General features: G+C 68.8%; 14 protein-coding genes. 9 read left to right on the top strand and 5 right to left on the bottom strand.

Annotated features, from left to right (window positions below):
* Positions 1–418 (bottom strand): effector-associated constant component EACC1 (locus ACZ5ZX_RS37290; RefSeq protein ID WP_465506690.1); only part of this gene is annotated, 418 nt, incomplete at its 3' end.
* A 142-nt stretch (positions 419–560) separates the two neighbouring features.
* Here ACZ5ZX_RS37290 and ACZ5ZX_RS37295 point away from each other — a divergent pair.
* Positions 561–1,340 carry an isocitrate lyase/PEP mutase family protein gene (locus ACZ5ZX_RS37295; RefSeq protein WP_465506691.1) on the top strand — a complete coding sequence of 260 codons (780 nt, stop codon included), beginning with the start codon at positions 561–563 and terminating at the stop codon, positions 1,338–1,340.
* A 185-nt stretch (positions 1,341–1,525) separates the two neighbouring features.
* Here ACZ5ZX_RS37295 and ACZ5ZX_RS37300 read toward each other — a convergent pair whose 3' ends face one another.
* Positions 1,526–3,319: an AMP-dependent synthetase/ligase gene (locus tag ACZ5ZX_RS37300; RefSeq protein ID WP_465506692.1), complete on the bottom strand. Its 1,794-nt coding sequence runs from the start codon at positions 3,317–3,319 to the stop codon at positions 1,526–1,528.
* Between the two features lie 76 nt (positions 3,320–3,395).
* Between ACZ5ZX_RS37300 and ACZ5ZX_RS37305 the strand changes: the two genes are divergently transcribed.
* The 4 genes from ACZ5ZX_RS37305 to ACZ5ZX_RS37320 all read left to right on the top strand — a co-directional run bounded on the left by ACZ5ZX_RS37305 (position 3,396) and on the right by ACZ5ZX_RS37320 (position 6,054).
* Entirely contained in the window at positions 3,396–4,037 is a 642-nt protein-coding gene (locus tag ACZ5ZX_RS37305; RefSeq protein WP_465506693.1) for a TetR/AcrR family transcriptional regulator, read from the top strand.
* An 80-nt stretch (positions 4,038–4,117) separates the two neighbouring features.
* The gene (locus ACZ5ZX_RS37310; protein ID WP_465506694.1) at positions 4,118–5,038 is read left to right on the top strand and encodes an SMP-30/gluconolactonase/LRE family protein; all 921 of its coding nucleotides are present in this window, start codon (positions 4,118–4,120) and stop codon (positions 5,036–5,038) included.
* 67 nt (positions 5,039–5,105) lie between these two features.
* On the top strand, positions 5,106–5,720 hold the full coding sequence (locus tag ACZ5ZX_RS37315; RefSeq protein ID WP_465506695.1) for a DUF2238 domain-containing protein: 615 nt from the start codon (positions 5,106–5,108) through the stop codon (positions 5,718–5,720).
* Between the two features lie 37 nt (positions 5,721–5,757).
* On the top strand, positions 5,758–6,054 hold the full coding sequence (locus ACZ5ZX_RS37320; RefSeq protein ID WP_465506696.1) for a hypothetical protein: 297 nt from the start codon (positions 5,758–5,760) through the stop codon (positions 6,052–6,054).
* 382 nt (positions 6,055–6,436) lie between these two features.
* On the opposite strand, the gene ACZ5ZX_RS37325 is transcribed toward ACZ5ZX_RS37320, so the two are convergent.
* Positions 6,437–6,874 carry a histone-like nucleoid-structuring protein Lsr2 gene (locus tag ACZ5ZX_RS37325; protein ID WP_465506697.1) on the bottom strand — a complete coding sequence of 146 codons (438 nt, stop codon included), beginning with the start codon at positions 6,872–6,874 and terminating at the stop codon, positions 6,437–6,439.
* A 230-nt stretch (positions 6,875–7,104) separates the two neighbouring features.
* Positions 7,105–7,935 (bottom strand): alpha/beta fold hydrolase, encoded by an 831-nt coding sequence (locus tag ACZ5ZX_RS37330; protein WP_465506698.1) that lies wholly within the window; start codon positions 7,933–7,935, stop codon positions 7,105–7,107.
* Positions 7,936–8,134: 199 nt separating this feature from the next.
* Between ACZ5ZX_RS37330 and ACZ5ZX_RS37335 the strand changes: the two genes are divergently transcribed.
* Positions 8,135–9,121 (top strand): glycosyltransferase, encoded by a 987-nt coding sequence (locus ACZ5ZX_RS37335; protein WP_465506699.1) that lies wholly within the window; start codon positions 8,135–8,137, stop codon positions 9,119–9,121.
* A 104-nt stretch (positions 9,122–9,225) separates the two neighbouring features.
* Here ACZ5ZX_RS37335 and ACZ5ZX_RS37340 read toward each other — a convergent pair whose 3' ends face one another.
* The gene (locus tag ACZ5ZX_RS37340) at positions 9,226–10,227 is read right to left on the bottom strand and encodes an alpha/beta hydrolase (RefSeq protein ID WP_465506700.1); all 1,002 of its coding nucleotides are present in this window, start codon (positions 10,225–10,227) and stop codon (positions 9,226–9,228) included.
* A 73-nt stretch (positions 10,228–10,300) separates the two neighbouring features.
* On the opposite strand from ACZ5ZX_RS37340, the gene ACZ5ZX_RS37345 reads away from it, so the two are divergent.
* The 3 genes from ACZ5ZX_RS37345 to ACZ5ZX_RS37355 all read left to right on the top strand — a co-directional run bounded on the left by ACZ5ZX_RS37345 (position 10,301) and on the right by ACZ5ZX_RS37355 (position 15,114).
* Positions 10,301–10,861, top strand: a complete 561-nt coding sequence (locus tag ACZ5ZX_RS37345; protein WP_465506701.1) for a TetR/AcrR family transcriptional regulator — start codon at positions 10,301–10,303, stop codon at positions 10,859–10,861.
* Positions 10,862–11,121: 260 nt separating this feature from the next.
* Positions 11,122–12,564: an amino acid permease gene (locus tag ACZ5ZX_RS37350; RefSeq protein ID WP_465506702.1), complete on the top strand. Its 1,443-nt coding sequence runs from the start codon at positions 11,122–11,124 to the stop codon at positions 12,562–12,564.
* A gap of 117 nt (positions 12,565–12,681) precedes the next feature.
* Positions 12,682–15,114 carry an ATP-binding protein gene (locus ACZ5ZX_RS37355; protein WP_465506703.1) on the top strand — a complete coding sequence of 811 codons (2,433 nt, stop codon included), beginning with the start codon at positions 12,682–12,684 and terminating at the stop codon, positions 15,112–15,114.
* Positions 15,115–15,122 lie beyond the last annotated feature (8 nt).

The following is a 15,122-nucleotide window of genomic DNA, read 5'->3' on the forward strand; positions in this document are numbered from 1 at the left end:
TGTTCTGTGGGGGTGGGCGGGATCGGGGGGTCGCTCCGGGGGGGGGCCGTTCGGTCCGGTTGGGCTGGTTGGGCCTATTGGTTTCAAACCCCGAATCGCCACTCACGACCCGCGGGAGGTCCAGGTTCCGGAACATGGCAAGTTGCTCCTCCGTCAACTCACCCTCCACAGTGATCGTGAACGGCGGAGTTTCCGCGCGGAAGCGGAGAAAGTTGCCCCAAGCGAGGCCGAGGTTGGCCAGTCCGGTCAGCGAACCGATGGTCATGCAGATGACCTCGAAGGCCCCCATCTCCGCCGATCCCCGTGACGCCACGGTGTCGATCGTCGCGCACCGGACCACGTCCTCGTCCTCGCGAAGCCAGTCGTAGAACTCTTTCAGCGCTTGTTCGTCACCGCCGGCGTTGATGGTCAGCTCCACGGGGCCTCCACTCGAACATGACTTCCCTAAAGGTCGTGGTCCGGGCCCGAGGCGTAACAGGAATCCTGTCCTGAGATCTGACCGTTGACCGGCCGGTACCCTCGCGGCGGCGACGTGCGGGCTCGCGCTCTAGATTGAGGACATGGTTTCCACCGCCGACAAGGCCACCCGACTGCAGGAACTGCACGCCGCCCCCGAGCTGCTGCTCGTCGTCAACGTCTGGGACGCGATCACCGCGAAGGTCGTCGCCGAGACCCCCGGCACCCAGGCGCTCGCCACCCCGAGCCACGGGATCGCCGCCTCACGCGGTTACCCCGACGGCGAGAAGATCCCCCGCGACGAGATGATCGCCGAGGTCGCCCTCATCGTCCGGACGGCGGGCGATCTCCCGGTCACCGCCGACCTGGAGGCGGGCTACGGCGACCCGGGCGGCACGGTCGCCAGGGCGATCGAGGCCGGCGCGGTCGGCTGCAACCTCGAAGACCAGATGAAGCCGCTGGACGAGTCCGTCAAGGCCGTCGAGGCCGCTGTCGCCGCCGCCCAGTCCGCCGGGGTGGACTTCGTGCTCAACGCGCGCACGGACGCCTTCCTCAAGGCGGGTGACCGCGACCCCGAAGAGGTGCTGGCCGAGGCGATCACCCGTGGGCGGGCGTACTTGGACGCGGGCGCGTCGAACGTCTTCGTCCCCGGCAAGCTCGACGAAACCCAGGTCGGCAGGCTGGTCGAGGCGCTGGGCGAGCGCAAGGTGAACCTGATCGGCATCCCCGGCTCCATCCCGCTGGCGACCGCGCGGGAACTCGGCGTCTCCCGGGTTTCCTACGGTCCGTGGAGCCAGAACGTCGCCCTCACCGCGCTGGCCAAGCTCGCCGAGGACGTCTACGCCGGCGGCGGTCTGCCCGCCGACACCCGCAAGCTGAACTGACCGGCTCGTGAGGGGTACTGACGGTTATTGAGCGGTAAGGCAAAAGTGTCGGTTCGACGAGAGCGCGAGTTGCCCCGTCGGTGGACGGTGTCTTTCACTGTGTGGATTTTGTTGCGTTAGATGAAACAAAATCCACACAGTGCCGCACGACAGTCCCGGTGACGACCACATCCAGCCGAGATTCTCTATTTCCACACACCCCTGGGGGTGCGGTACAGCGCGTCGATCTCGGCGGCGTAGGTCTCCGCGATCGACGCGCGCTTGAGTTTCATGGTCGGCGTCAGCTCGGCCCCGCCCGGCTCCCACCGCACCGGGAGCACCCTGAAGTCCTTGACCTGTTCGACGCGGGACAGCCTGCCGTTCGCCCGTTCGACCACGGCGGCGATCTCTTGCCGGAGCGCCGGGTTCCCGGCCAGCACGACGGGGTCGGCCGGGAGCCGGTGCCGTTCGGCGAAGGCCGCCGCCGCGTCCGGGTCGAGGGTGATCAGGGCGACCACGCAGGGCCGCCGGTCACCGATCGCCACGGCCGAGCCGATCAGCGCACTCGCCGCTTTGAGCGCGTTCTCGATGTTGGCGGGCGACATGTTCTTGCCTGCCGCGTTGATGATCAGCTCCTTTTTGCGGTCCACAATGGACACGTAACCGTCCGCGTCGATGGTGGCGACGTCCCCGGTGTGGAGCCAGCCGTCTTCGTCGATCGCCTCGGCCGTCCGCTCGGGATCGTTCCGATAGCCGCGCATCAGGGCGGGGCTGCGCATCAGCAGCTCCCCATCGTCGGCGAGCCGCAGTTCGGCGCCGTACTGGGCTTTCCCGACCGTACCCGGCCGGATGGCGTGACGCGGGTTGATCGTGCCGTGGACCGCGGTCTCCGACATCGCCCAGCCCTCGCAGACCGGCAGGCCGGTGGCCAGCAGATAGTCCAGCGTTTCCACCGCGATCGGGGCGGCGCCGCTGATCGGGAGCACACAGGCGTCCAGCCCCATCCTGACGAGCAACCTGTCTAGGACGAGTAGCCGGGCCAGCCGATGCCGCAGCCGCGACCATCGCGGGGCACGCCCACCGGCCGCCTCGGAGTGCACTGTGGACAGTCCGACGCCGAGCGCCCATTCGGCGAGCGACCGCCGGACACCGGTTTGCGCCGCGACGGCCTCTTCGATCCCCGCCTTGATCTTGTACCAGAGCATGGGCACACCGAGGAACACCGTGGGCCGGACAGCGGGCAAGGTGGTCACCACGGTCTTCGGATCCGCCACACAGGTGACCGTCGAACCCGAGACGATCGGGAAATAGTGCGCGAAGTACCGGTTGGCCAGATGGGCGTCAGGCAGGAACGAGAGCACGCGTCCGTTGTCGACCGCGTCGGCGATGTCCGGCGATTCCAGCGCGGCGCCCATACTGTAGGTGAGGTTGCGATGCGTGAGTTCGACACCTTTCGGCGGTCCCGTTGTGCCGGAGGTGTAGATGAGCGTCAGCACGTCATGGGGGCCGACCGCCCGCCACCCGGCCTCGAAGTCGAAGTCCGGCGACTCGGTGTTTTCCAGTTCCGCCAGGGAGATCGCTCCCTTGGCGGCACCGTCCACGCAGACGACGCGCTCCACTTCGCTCACTCGCGGGAGGAACCGCTCCTCGCAGACCACGATCCGGTTGCCCGCGTTGGCGAACAGGTACTCGATCTGTTCGGCGGAGCTGGTGTTGTAGATCGAGAACGGGATCGCGCCAAGGTGGACCGCCGCGATGTCGACCAGGTGGAACTCGGGCCGGTTGGTCAGCATGAGCGCCACGGTGTCGCCACGGCGGACGCCGAGCGCGTGCAGCCCTTCGGCCAGCCGCCGCACCCGTTCGCCGTACCGCCGCCAGGTCAGCGACACCTCGTCGTCCGGCGTCCTCAGTGCGACGACGTCGCCGAACTCCGCGACGGTGCGCTGGAAAACGTGGCACAGGCTGGGAATCTCCCGCAGTTCGGCCGCGTCGACGCCCATCCGTCCTCCCGAGATTAATACAAACGTATCACTTAAGAGTGAGACGTTAGTATCGGTTCGACCGAAGGGGAAGTCAATGACCGGTAGCCGCGGCAAACAGCAGGCGCGCAGCCGAGAGCGCCGCGAACTGCTGCTCCGGGCGGCGATGCGGCTGATCTGCGACGGCGGCGTCAAGGCGGTGACCCATCGCGCGGTTTCCGCCAGCGCCGGGCTGCCGCAGGCCGCGGCGGGGTACTACTTCGCGACCAGCGAAGAGCTCATCGCGGAGGCCCTGCGCTTCCACATCCACGAACGGATCGAGATCGTGCGGGAGCTGCTCGCCGACGTGGTGCGCGACGCGGAATCCGTGCTGGAGGTCGGCGAACGGCTCACCCAGGCTTTGGTGGCAGGCAAGTTCGGCGTCACCGTCGCCCAGTACGAGCTGTACATGGAAGCCGCCAGGAATCCGGCGATGCGCGCCGTGGTCGACGAGGCGATGGGCGCCTTCGAAACGTCGGCCGCTCCCCTGCTCACCTCTCTCGGCATCGCCGATTCCCGGCGCGCGGCCAAGGCGTTCATGGCCCTGCTGGACGGTTTGGCCCTGCACCGGCTGGCCAATCCGCAGCCGGCCGAAGACGATCTCGAACTCACGAAGCGCTCTCTGCAAGGACTCTTCCTCGCGTTCGCCATGGACGCCGACGACCTGCGGCGCCAGACCAGTGTCCCGCTGGCCGATTGACACACGCCGAGCCCTGATCAATACTCCCGTATCAGAAAAACTGATACACATGTACTGGTTCAGTGGATGTGGAGGCTCGCATGACCGGGCGTATCCGCGGCGTCATCGCCGCGACGATCGTGATGGCGGCGGCCTTCACCGCACCAGGCGCGACGGCGGCGGCCACGCCGGGCTGCGCGCCATGGGAGGTCCGCACCGTCGCGACCGGACTCGGTCTCCCGCTGGAAAACCTCGCCTTCGACGGCCGAGGCGGTCTCCTGGTCTCCAAGACCTTGTTCGCGGGCAACGGATCCATCGAGCGCGTGTCCCCTGACGGCACTGTCAGCACCCTGCTGCCGGTCTACGGCCCTGGCGCACTTTCGGCGCGCGGCAGCGAGTTGTACGTCAACACGGGGCACGTGACGACCGACGGCCTGCTCGGACTGAAGACCGGCACCATCGACATCTACGACTTCGATACCGGGAAACGGCGGACTTGGGCCAGCGGCCTCACGATGCCCGACGGCGGCACCGTGCTGCCGAACGGCGACGCGGTGATCAGCACCCTGATCGGCCCGAAGCGGGGGCTTTGGCTGGTACGCAAGGAGAATCCCGCCGCACCGGAACGGTACGGACCCGATCTGTTCGGCCCCAACGGCATGGTCGTCAGCAACGACGGCCGCATCCTGTACGTGGCCGACACCGGTGACCCGGACTTCCAGATCGCCGCGATCGACCTCGCGAATCCTTCCGCGCCCGCGAAGAAGATCCGCCTTCAGGCGCCGTGGCCGCTGAACATCATCGACGATCTCACCATCGGCACCGACGGACGGCTCTACACGGCGGGCGAGCACGGCATCGTCCACCGCGTCGACCCGGACTCCGGCGAGACCTGCGCGATCGCCACCGGTGTCCACCTCGGATCGTCCGTGCGGTTCGGCGCCGGTACCGGCTGGGATCCGCGAAGCCTGTACAGCACCGGATTCGACGGCGCGATCCGGCGGCTCGTCCCGCCCGGCTGAGCCCCTTCCGGCCACTGGGGAATTCGACGAACCGGCGGCGATCTTCACGTCGCTGTAGGGTTTTTCCATGGTACGCGGAGTCGGCCGGGCCGAAGGGACACTGCTGGCCGGTGTGGTGGTCGCGGTACTCGCCGCCACCGGGCTCCAGGCCAAATCGACGGGCACCTGGTTCATGGAGGTCGTCTGGGTGCTGATCGGGCTGCCGCTGGTGGTGGCGCTGCGCCGCCGTTTCCCGTTGACGCGGCTGCTCTGCTGGCTGCTGGTGCTGCACGCGATCGTGCTGTGTTACGGCGGCCAGTACACCTACGCGGAAACCCCGGCCGGGGAATGGGTGCAGCACCTGCTGGGCACACAGCGGAACAACTACGACCGGTTCGCCCACGTCGTCCAGGGTTTCGTCCCCGCGATCGCCGTGCGCGAGGTGCTCCTGCGCCGCACTCCGCTGCGACCGGGCGGCTGGACCGGATTCCTGACCGTCTGCGTATGCCTGACGATCGCCGCCGGTTTCGAGTTCGTGGAATGGTTCAGCGCGTTGCTCGCCGGGTCGGGCGCGGACGATTTCCTCGGCACCCAAGGAGATGTCTGGGACACGCAGTGGGACATGTTCCTCTGCCTGTGCGGCGCGGTGCTTTCCCTGCTGGTCTGGCGCCGGATCCACGATCGGCAGCTCGCCGGACGGTGACACCGGCAAGCAGGCCGCCTGCGCCCGGGCCGCGTGAATGTTCGCGCTGGGACAGTTCACCGCCGGGCTCCTCGCCGTTTTCGGGATCAGTTCGGCGATCCGGCATCTCGACGAGCGGCTGCGCATCCGGGTCGTCGCGGCGTCGTCGGCGATGTGGATCCTGCCCGCGCTGGTGGATCCGGCCGCGACACTCGCCTTGGCACATCTCGTGGGATGGCGCTGGACGTTGCTGCTGCCGGTGCCCTTCGTCCTGTTCGGACGGTTGCTGGTCGTGCGTGCCATCCGGCGCAGTTCATCGCGGCGCGAGGGTTTCCCGTCGCCGGGTTGGGCTTGACCGCTTTGGCCACGGCCGTCCTCGCGATCGAACTCGCCGCAGGCGGATCATTCGCCGTGGCGCTCGTCGCGTGGGCCTTCGGCGGAATCGGCGTCGGACTCGCTTATCCCGGTTTGCACCTCCGGGCGACCACCGCGGGAGTGAGCGGCTTCACAGCCGCGGAACTGGCCACCGCCGTCATCACGGCCGAATGCCTCGGGCAGCTCTGGGGACGGGCGGTCGGGGGCTCCTTGAGCTCGGCGGCCGGCACCGGAGGACTCTTCGCCTCTTATGTCCTGTTCGCGGTCGCTCTGTTCGCTTCCGCCTGCGCGGCGAGCCGGAGCGGCGCTGGTCCAGGCTCCTGTGGTGGACGCGTCGCGCGACCACCACAGGAGACACGAACTCAGGCCGTGGCCTTCTTCTTCCTGGGCGCACGCTTGCGCGCCGGAGCGTCATCGACGGGCTTCGGCTTGGCGGCAGCCTGCTCCGCGGCGTCGAAGGCTTCGTAGATGTCGTTCGGGATCCGGCCGCGTTCGGCGATCGAGTAACCGTTTTCCCCCGCCCAGGCGCGCACCCGCTGGTTGCGTTCGCGGTCGGTCGGCTTCTTCACGCCGTCGAGGACGCCGGGCACGGTCGCCTGCCCCGCCGCGACCTTGACGCGACGTCCACCGACCCGCTTGCCGTTTTCGACATACCGCGCGAATTCCTCGCGCAACGCGTCGGCGTTCTCGTCCGAGAGATCGATCTCGTACGTGACACCATCGAGGGCGAAAGGAACCGTCTGCGTCGCGGTCCCGCCGTCGAGGTCGTCCACGATCTGGACAACGACTTTCTGAGCCATGAAGAGCCTTTCACCAGGTCCGCGGGAGTTCCTCCGCATCGACAATCATCGGTGAGCGTAGCGCGAGTTCACCGGATCTGCGGCATGACACCCGTTCGCCGCCACGAGGCGTGGCCCACAACCCGTTTTCCGCGACGTCAACGAGTTCTCATCCGACTACTGTTCGATGTGGACACAGCCCGGCCCGGCAGGACAAGACTGCCTGCTGGTTTCCTTGGGAAGGCGGGGAATCAGAATCCAGCCCCGAGGAAATCGGCGAGCGCGCGGCCGATCCGGTCCGGGGCGTTTTCGGTGGGGATATGGCTCGCGCCCGGGATGCGGACGAGGGTGCTTCGCGGGATCTCCAGCGCGAACTTCTCGGCGTACTCCACCTTCTCGAAGCGGTCGTCCTCACCCCAGATCAGTGATTTGGGTGTCGTGGATCGGCGCAGTGCGGGAACGAGATCCAGGGTGTAGCGGCTCGCGGCCGCGCTCGCCATGGCCAGCCAGGAGCGGCGGACCCGCGGATCCGTCCAGGGATCGAGGTATTCGGTGATGCGCGCTTCGGTGGCGGCACCGGCCAGATCCGCTGTCAAAGCCTTACGGCGAGCGGCGAGAAACTCGTCACCGCTCGCCGCCGCCGTGAGAAGCCGCGCCACGTGAGGCGCCGGCCATGAGTCGTACATCACCGAGTTGACCAAAGCCAGCCGGGAGATCGGCAACCGGTCGTGCGCAAGGAGATGCTGAGCGACCGCGCCGCCGATGTCATGCCCCGCCACGGCGATCGGACCGGAAACCCCGAGTGCGGACACGAAGCGCGTGGTCCACTCCGCCAGGGCCGGGACCGTGGCGGTCTCCGGGGTCAGTTCTCCGCCCGAACGCCCCATCCCGGGGAAATCGACCGCGAGTGGCCGCAGCCCCGCCCTCGCCAGGCTGTTCAGCACGGGAAGCCAGACGCGGCTCCAATACGTTCCGTGCAGCAGTACCACGACCGGGCCATCCTGCCGCGCGGTGAGATAGCTGACCGTCTCGCCCCCGACCCTGGTCTCGGCCCGCACGATGCCTGATTCCGTCTCGCCCATGAGAGCACTGTGCCGGGGACCGGATTCCGCGCCCAGTATCGGAAAAGACATCTCCCCGCAGATTCCTGCCATTCGGCCGGCCCGGTGCGACCGTACCCGCGGGCGCCCGGCTACTCTTTACTCAGATGATCCGAACATCTGTTATCAACATCTGGAGTAGCCGTGACCGACCCAGCCGTCTCGACCGTGGTCCGCTGACATGCGCGTGCTCTTCACCAGCCTGGCGGCCCCCGGCCATACCTATCCGCTGATCCCGCTCGCGATCGCCGTCAGGGAGGCCGGGCACGAGGTGCACTTCGCCGCCGGAGAGAACGTTCACGCGCCCCTGCGCAGGAACGGGCTCCGGCCCTTTCGCCCGGCCGATTCGTTCTACGAGATCTACGCCGAGGATCTCGAACCGGAACTGGCCCGGCTACGGCCCGACCTCGTCGTGCACGAATGGGGACAACCCGGGGCGGCCATCGCCGCGCAGCGCGCCGGGATTCCCGGCCTCTGGCACGGATTCGGCCGCATGTTTCCCGAGGGAATCGGCCTACAGCGCCCGACGACTCCCGCTCGGCCCCATCTCGACATCTGCCCACCGTCCTTACAGGACAAAGGCTTCCTCGCCACGGCCGAGCGCATCGCGTTACGCCCCATCCCCTACTCCGAACCGGCACCGCTGCCGTGGCGCTCCGGACGCGGTTCACGACCGTTGATCTACCTGACGCTCGGCACCGTGTTCGGCACGCCGGAACTGCTCACCACGGCCATCCACGGTTTGGCCGCGCTCGACGCGCACGTCGTGGTCGCCTCCGGACACATCCGCCCGGACCAGCTCGGCCCCGTTCCGGACAACGTCACGGTGCGGGCGTGGGTACCGCAAGCGGATCTGCTGCCACACGTCGACGCGGTCGTGCAGCACGGTGGCAGCGGCACGACCCTCGGAGCACTCGCCGTCGGCCTCCCGCAGCTCGTCCTTCCTCAGGGAGCCGACCAATTCGCCAACGCCGAAGCCCTCACTGCCGCGGGTGCCGCGCTACGCCTGTCGCCCACCGAAGTCACCGCGGACGCCATCGCCGACCAGGCCCGGAAGTTACTGCCACACCACGGAAACACCGCCCACCGCGACGCGGCCCGCGCGATCGCCGAGGAGATCGCGCGGATGCCCTCCCCCGCCGAGATCGCCCGCGATCTGCCGAGCTGAACGCGCGGCGGCCCGTCCGCGGCAGCCGGAAGGCGCTGCCGCGCCTTCCCGCTGCTTTCGAGATCGGCTGGAACGATCCCCCGCGGTGACCGGTCGCGGCCCCGTCACCGCACCTCGGCCGTCGTGCGCAGACGGCTCCGGAGGAACTCGGCGATCTCCGCCCGCGCCGCCTTGGCCTGCGGCACCACGCCCGGCATGCTGAGAAACGCGTGCGTGGCCCCGGGATGTTCGGTGAGCGCCGCGGGTGTCCCGGACTCCAGCAGCCGTTCGGCGTAACGGCGGCCGTGATCGGCGATGGGGTCAAGGGCCGGGACCACCAGCAACGCCGGGGGCAGCCCGCTCAGATCGTCGGCCTGCAGCGGCGACAGCGCACGTGGATCCGCTCCCGGCGGAACGGCCAACCGCTGAAGCAGCCGCATCTGCGCCACGTTCAGCGTCGGACTGTTCGCGTACTGGGCCATCGAGGCATGGTCGAAGCCCGCGTCGGTCACGTCGAGAACGGGGTTGACCAACACCTGCGCGCGCAGGCGCAGGCCGGACTCCTTGGCCCGGAACGTGTTCAGTGCGGCGATGGCGCCGCCGGTGCTCTCGCCGAAGACCGCGACCCGTGCCGGGTCGATCCCCCATCGCGTGGCGTGTCCCACCACGTGCCGCAGCACGTCCCGGCCGTCGTCGACAGCCGCGAGCAGCGGAGTCCCCGGACGGAGAAGCCGGTGCTCGACCGAGACGACGACCGACGGCAGCCGGGCGGCGAGGTGGCTGTTCACCCAGTCGCTCTGCACCGCCGTGCCGACGAATCCGCCGCCGTGGACGTGCAACACCAGCGGCAAGGCGGCGCTCTCGTCACCGCGCTTCGGTGAAGGCCGGTACACCCGGACCCGAAGCAGCCGGTCAGGCAACGCGATCTCTTCCCACCGGATCACGGCGCCGCGATCCGGGAACCCGGTGATCACCCGAGCCAGCGGGGAAGCCCGCTTGCGATTCACCGTCTCGCTCAAAGCGACCAGCTCCTCGGCCGTCATCGCCGTCCAATCAGGTTCCTTCCCCAGTGCGTGCAGCAACCGAATCCCCCGCGGTGGCCGTTGCCTGCCGACGACGTCGTCCATGTCTCCTCCATCACCCCAATTACGCTACCGGTAGTAGCGATACTGATGGTAGCGAAATTGCTAGGGTGGTGCCATGACTCCAGCGGCCGCCTCCGCCAAACCTCCCGGCAGGCCACGCGCGGGTATCGACGCCGCGGTCTTCGCCGCGACGTTGGACACGGTCCACGAACTGGGCTACGCGGGCGCGACGATGGACCGCATCGCCGCGGCGGCGGGTGTCGCGAAGACGACGCTCTACCGGCGCTGGCCGTCGAAAGGGGCGTTGATCACGGACTGTCTCGTCGACGCCTTCGGACCGGCGCCGCTGAAGGGCGTCAGCCGAGACGAGGACATGTCCTCGAGCATCCGCTGGATCGCGGCGAAGATCGGGGACCCCGGCGTGGGTGCGGCCTTCGCGGGCGTGTTCGTCGACGCCGTCCACGATCCGGCCCTGCGCGCGATCCTGTCCACGCGGCTGCAGGATCCCTACCGGATCGCACTCCAGGACGCGCTCGGTGAACCGGAGGACCGGGTCCTGCTCTTCATCGACATCGTCGTCGGGACCTTGCTCCACCGGCTGGGCATGACCGGCGCGCCGATGGTCGACGCCGACGTCACCGCACTGGTCGAGCTGGTTCTGCGTTACTTCGGCTGACCCACCAGCCTCAGTGACAGCACCAGTCACAACGGCTGCGCGTGAAGGCCCCCTTCCCTCGGCTGAGCCGAGGGAAGGGGGCCTTCACGCGTTCCTCCGACAGCGCAGGAACAGTCGGCCGACCTGCGAGCGCTTCGGTGAGAAGTGGGCCGGGCCGGTCGCGAATCGATCGGCAGGATTCAACGAATCGCCTGTAATCCAGGTAACCGAGCAACGATCTCCTGTTCTGCGTGTCCAGCGCGGCGGATACGGTCCTCGGCATGACTCTGCGAGCCGCGATGGTGCGGCGGAAACCGGTCGCCGATCTGATCGCCGACAGTGATCACGGCACGCTGAAGCGCTCTCTCGGGCTCGGGCAGCTGACCATGCTCAGCATCGGCGCGACGCTGGGCAGCGGGATCTTCGTCGTACTCGGCGAGGCGGTACCCGTGGCGGGGCCCGCGGTCGTGCTGTCGTTCGTGCTCGCCGGGATCACCGCGCTCTTCTCCGCGCTCTCCTACGCCGAACTCGCCGGAATGATCCCGGTGTCCGGGTCGTCCTATTCCTACGCTTACGCCACGCTCGGCGAACTGGTCGCCTGGGTCTGCGGCTGGTGCCTGGTGCTCGAGTACGGCGTCTCGGTGGCGTCGGTGGCCGTCGGCTGGGGGCAGTACCTCAACGAGCTGCTGCGGCTGGCGTTCGGTTTCGCCATTCCCGACGCGTTCAGCCAGCCACCGGGCTCAGGCGGGATCGTCAACGTCCCGGCCATCGTCGTCGTCCTGCTCGCCATGTTCCTGTTGCTGGCCGGCGCGAAGGAGAGCGCGCGGGCCAACGCGATCATGGTCGTGGTCAAGGTCGGCACGCTGGTGCTGTTCTGCGCGATCGCGTTCTCCGCGGTACGGGCGGCGAACTTCGCGCCGTTCCTGCCGCTCGGCATGGCAGGACTGAGCGCCGGCGCCGCGAAACTGTTCTTCTCCTACATCGGTTTCGACGCGGCCTCCACGGCGGGTGAGGAGGCGAAGAACCCGCAACGGGATCTGCCGAGGGCGATCCTGCTCTCGCTCGCGATCGTCACCGTGCTGTACTGCCTGGTCGCCGTGGCGGCCGTTGGCGCGCTGCCGTGGCAGGAGTTCGACGGCCAGGAAGCCGCGCTCTCGCATGTGCTCGGCGCCGTGTCCGACAACCCGCTGTGGGCCGGTCTGCTCGCCGTCGGCGCCATCGTGGCGATCTCCAGCGTGGTGCTGACCGTCCTGTATGGACAGACGCGCATCCTGTACTCGATGTCCCGTGACGGCCTCGTCCCCGCCTCGCTGTCCAAAGTGGACCCCAAAACCGGTACTCCCCGGGTGAACACCCTGGTGGTCTCCGGCTTCGTCGCGGCGCTGGCCGCGTTCATCCCGCTCGGGAAACTGGCCGACGCCACCAGCATCGGCACGCTGTTCGCCTTCGGGTTGGTGAACGTCGCCGTCCTGCTGCTGCGAAAGCGGCAACCGGAGGCCCCGCGCTCGTTCCGTGTGCCGTTCTCCCCGGTCACGCCGATCCTCGGGGTGCTGTGCTGCGGTTACATGATGCTCAGCCTCGACGGCGCGACCTGGATCGTCTTCGCCGGCTGGATGGCGCTCGGCCTGCTGATCTACTTCGGTTACAGCATGCGCCGGTCCAGGCTCGCCGGGACCGGCGAGCAGGCCATCGCCGATTCACCCGTTCGCCGCCATGCTCCCTAGCCGAGCGGCGGAGGCCGAAACCGTTGTCAACACTGCGTTCTCGCGGCCGTAACCCGGCCGCGCCGGTGAGACCGAGGTCAACTTGAGTCCGAGGGGTGGGTGTGGATAATTCGGCCCATGACGAACGCCGCCTCGGCGAAGGCAGCCCCGACTTTCAAGGCGATGCTGAAGGCGTACCGCGTTCGCGCGAACCTCACGCAAGAGGAACTCGCCGAGGGATCCGGGGTGAGTGTCCGGGCCATCAGCGACATGGAGCGCGGGATCGCCAAGAGCCCGCAACGCCGGACGATCGAAGCGCTGGCCGCGCCGCTGTCGTTGACCGACGACGAGCTGACCGGCCTGCAGAAGGTCGCGAGGCTGGGCCGGGCCCAGCCGATCGCCGCGCCCGCGCCCGCCGGGATCTACGAGGCACCGCTGGTCGGCCTGCTGCCGGCGGACGTCGACGACCTCACCGGACGCGAAGGCGTTCTCGACGCGTTGCGCTCCCTCTCCGCGGATCTTCGCGACGGCGGCCGCCGGTCGGGCCGGGTCGCCATCCTCAGCGGACCTCCCGGAACCGGCAAGACCACCCTCGCCGTCCGTGTGGCGCACAACCTCGCCGATGAGTTCCCCGACGGCAGGCTTTTCCTGAAACTGCGCGGCATGTCGGCCGAACCGGCGAATCCGGCGGACGCGCTGCACCTGATCCTGCGCTCGCTGGGCGTCGACGCCGTCCGCATCCCGGCCGAACCGGAGGACAGGGCGAGCCTGTGCCGCTCCCTCCTGCGGGACCGGGCCGCCCTGATCGTCCTCGACGACGCGGCAGACGAGGCCCAGGTCCGGCCGCTCCTGGTCGGCGGGCCGCGGTGTCTCACCCTGATCACCAGCCGTCAGATGCTGGTGGGCCTGGAAGGCACGAGCAGGCTCCCCCTCGATGTGTTCGGCGAGGACGACGCGGTCGCCTTGCTGTCGACCATCATCGGGGCGGGCCGGGTCACGCGGGAGCGGCAGGCGGCGCTCGAACTGGTCGAACTGTGCGGACGGCTGCCGCTGGCCTTGCGCATCGCGGGCAACCGGCTGGCGAGCCGCCCCACCTGGCCGCTGTCGCGTCTGGTTGAGCAGCTCCGGGACCGCAGCAGGCGGCTGACCACGCTGACCGCCGGGGATCTCGACGTGCGCAGTGTGTTCGAACTGTCGTATCGCCAGCTCAGCCCGAACGCCGCCGCGGTGTTCCGGCGGCTGTCGCTCGTCCCGGCGGCGGACTTCTCGGTGGGGGCCGCGATGACGCTCATCGAGGCGTCCGACGAGGACGACGCCGCCGTGTTCCTGGAGGAGCTGGCCGACGCGAGCCTGTTGCAGACGTCGCAGGAGAACGGCCGGTACCAGTTCCACGACCTCCTCCGGGTCTTCGCGACCGAACGACTCGCCAGGGAGGAGACCCCGGAAGCCGTCGAGGCCGCGGATCACCGGCTGGCCGACTGGCTGGTGCGCACCGCGACGGCGGCGGGCCGCTACTTCCATCCGACCGACGGGGTCAGCCCGCTTCCGGTCGCGACGCCGTCGTTCGACGATCATCCCGGGGCGGGCAGGTGGCTGGAGGTCGAGCTGAAGAACTGGCTCGCCGCGGTCAAAAGCATCGCCGCCCGCGGTGACCACCGGCCGGTACTCGACCTCGCCGAAGCCATGCACTGGTACTCGGAGATCGGCGGGAACGCGAGTACCTGGTACGACGTGTTCGGGCTCGCCGTGGACTCGGCCATCGCACTCGGCAGCAAACGGGACGAGGCGGCGCACCGGAACTATCTGTCCTGGGTGCAGGCTTCGTTGGGCGATCAGGCGGAAGAGGCCGCCCGGATGGCCCAGCTGGCCTGGGACGCCGCGGTGGAGGCGGGCGACCGCCGCGAACAGGGCTGGGCACGGGTGTACCTGACCAGTGCCCAAGCCCGCGAGGCCGGCGGCCCCACGTCGCCCAAACTGTTCGACGAAGCGACGCGCCTGTTCGAAGAGGCGGGCTATCCACTCGGGGTCCACGTGGCCAGGACGATGCGGGCTTCGTACTGGTACCGCAACGGCCGGTTCGACGACGCCGCCGAGGAGTTCGACGTCTGTGTCCGCTACTTCTCGCCGGAACACGGCGGCTCGCGCACCCCGGTGGACGACACCAACTACGCGTACATGCTGCTGCGTTCGGCCCAGAACCTGGCCGCGCTCGATGCGTTCGATCGGGCACTCGCCCAATGCGAGACGGCGCTCGGCCTGTTCCGCCTGCACGGCGCGGCCATGGGCCAGGCTCGCGCGCTCCAGCAGACCGGGCGGTTCCTGCGGCGCCGGGGCGACCACGCGAACGCGCGCCGCCGTCTGTCCGAGGCCGAGGGACTTTACGAGCGCATCGGGCTGACACAGGCTCAGATCGACACGCTCTGCGACAGGGCGGCGCTGTCGGAGGAGATGAGCGATCCGGCGGCGGCACGCGCCGACCGGGAACGGGCGATGGGTCTCTGCGATCGGCTCGGCCGGTCCGAAGGAAGCAGGCTCCGGGAGAAGCTGGCCGAACGCCTCAACGCCTCGTAGCCCGCCGG

This window comes from Amycolatopsis sp. NPDC033938 (assembly GCF_055575975.1).

What these genes read in the sequence shown, in the direction of transcription:
- ACZ5ZX_RS37295 (WP_465506691.1), top strand. Translation starts at nt 561, where the DNA reads ATGGTTTCCACCGCCGACAAGGCCACCCGACTGCAGGAACTGCACGCC.
- ACZ5ZX_RS37300 (WP_465506692.1), bottom strand. Translation starts at nt 3,319, where the DNA reads ATGGGCGTCGACGCGGCCGAACTGCGGGAGATTCCCAGCCTGTGCCAC.
- ACZ5ZX_RS37305 (WP_465506693.1), top strand. Translation starts at nt 3,396, where the DNA reads ATGACCGGTAGCCGCGGCAAACAGCAGGCGCGCAGCCGAGAGCGCCGC.
- ACZ5ZX_RS37310 (WP_465506694.1), top strand. Translation starts at nt 4,118, where the DNA reads ATGACCGGGCGTATCCGCGGCGTCATCGCCGCGACGATCGTGATGGCG.
- ACZ5ZX_RS37315 (WP_465506695.1), top strand. Translation starts at nt 5,106, where the DNA reads ATGGTACGCGGAGTCGGCCGGGCCGAAGGGACACTGCTGGCCGGTGTG.
- ACZ5ZX_RS37320 (WP_465506696.1), top strand. Translation starts at nt 5,758, where the DNA reads ATGTTCGCGCTGGGACAGTTCACCGCCGGGCTCCTCGCCGTTTTCGGG.
- ACZ5ZX_RS37325 (WP_465506697.1), bottom strand. Translation starts at nt 6,874, where the DNA reads ATGGCTCAGAAAGTCGTTGTCCAGATCGTGGACGACCTCGACGGCGGG.
- ACZ5ZX_RS37330 (WP_465506698.1), bottom strand. Translation starts at nt 7,935, where the DNA reads ATGGGCGAGACGGAATCAGGCATCGTGCGGGCCGAGACCAGGGTCGGG.
- ACZ5ZX_RS37335 (WP_465506699.1), top strand. Translation starts at nt 8,135, where the DNA reads ATGCGCGTGCTCTTCACCAGCCTGGCGGCCCCCGGCCATACCTATCCG.
- ACZ5ZX_RS37340 (WP_465506700.1), bottom strand. Translation starts at nt 10,227, where the DNA reads ATGGACGACGTCGTCGGCAGGCAACGGCCACCGCGGGGGATTCGGTTG.
- ACZ5ZX_RS37345 (WP_465506701.1), top strand. Translation starts at nt 10,301, where the DNA reads ATGACTCCAGCGGCCGCCTCCGCCAAACCTCCCGGCAGGCCACGCGCG.
- ACZ5ZX_RS37350 (WP_465506702.1), top strand. Translation starts at nt 11,122, where the DNA reads ATGACTCTGCGAGCCGCGATGGTGCGGCGGAAACCGGTCGCCGATCTG.
- ACZ5ZX_RS37355 (WP_465506703.1), top strand. Translation starts at nt 12,682, where the DNA reads ATGACGAACGCCGCCTCGGCGAAGGCAGCCCCGACTTTCAAGGCGATG.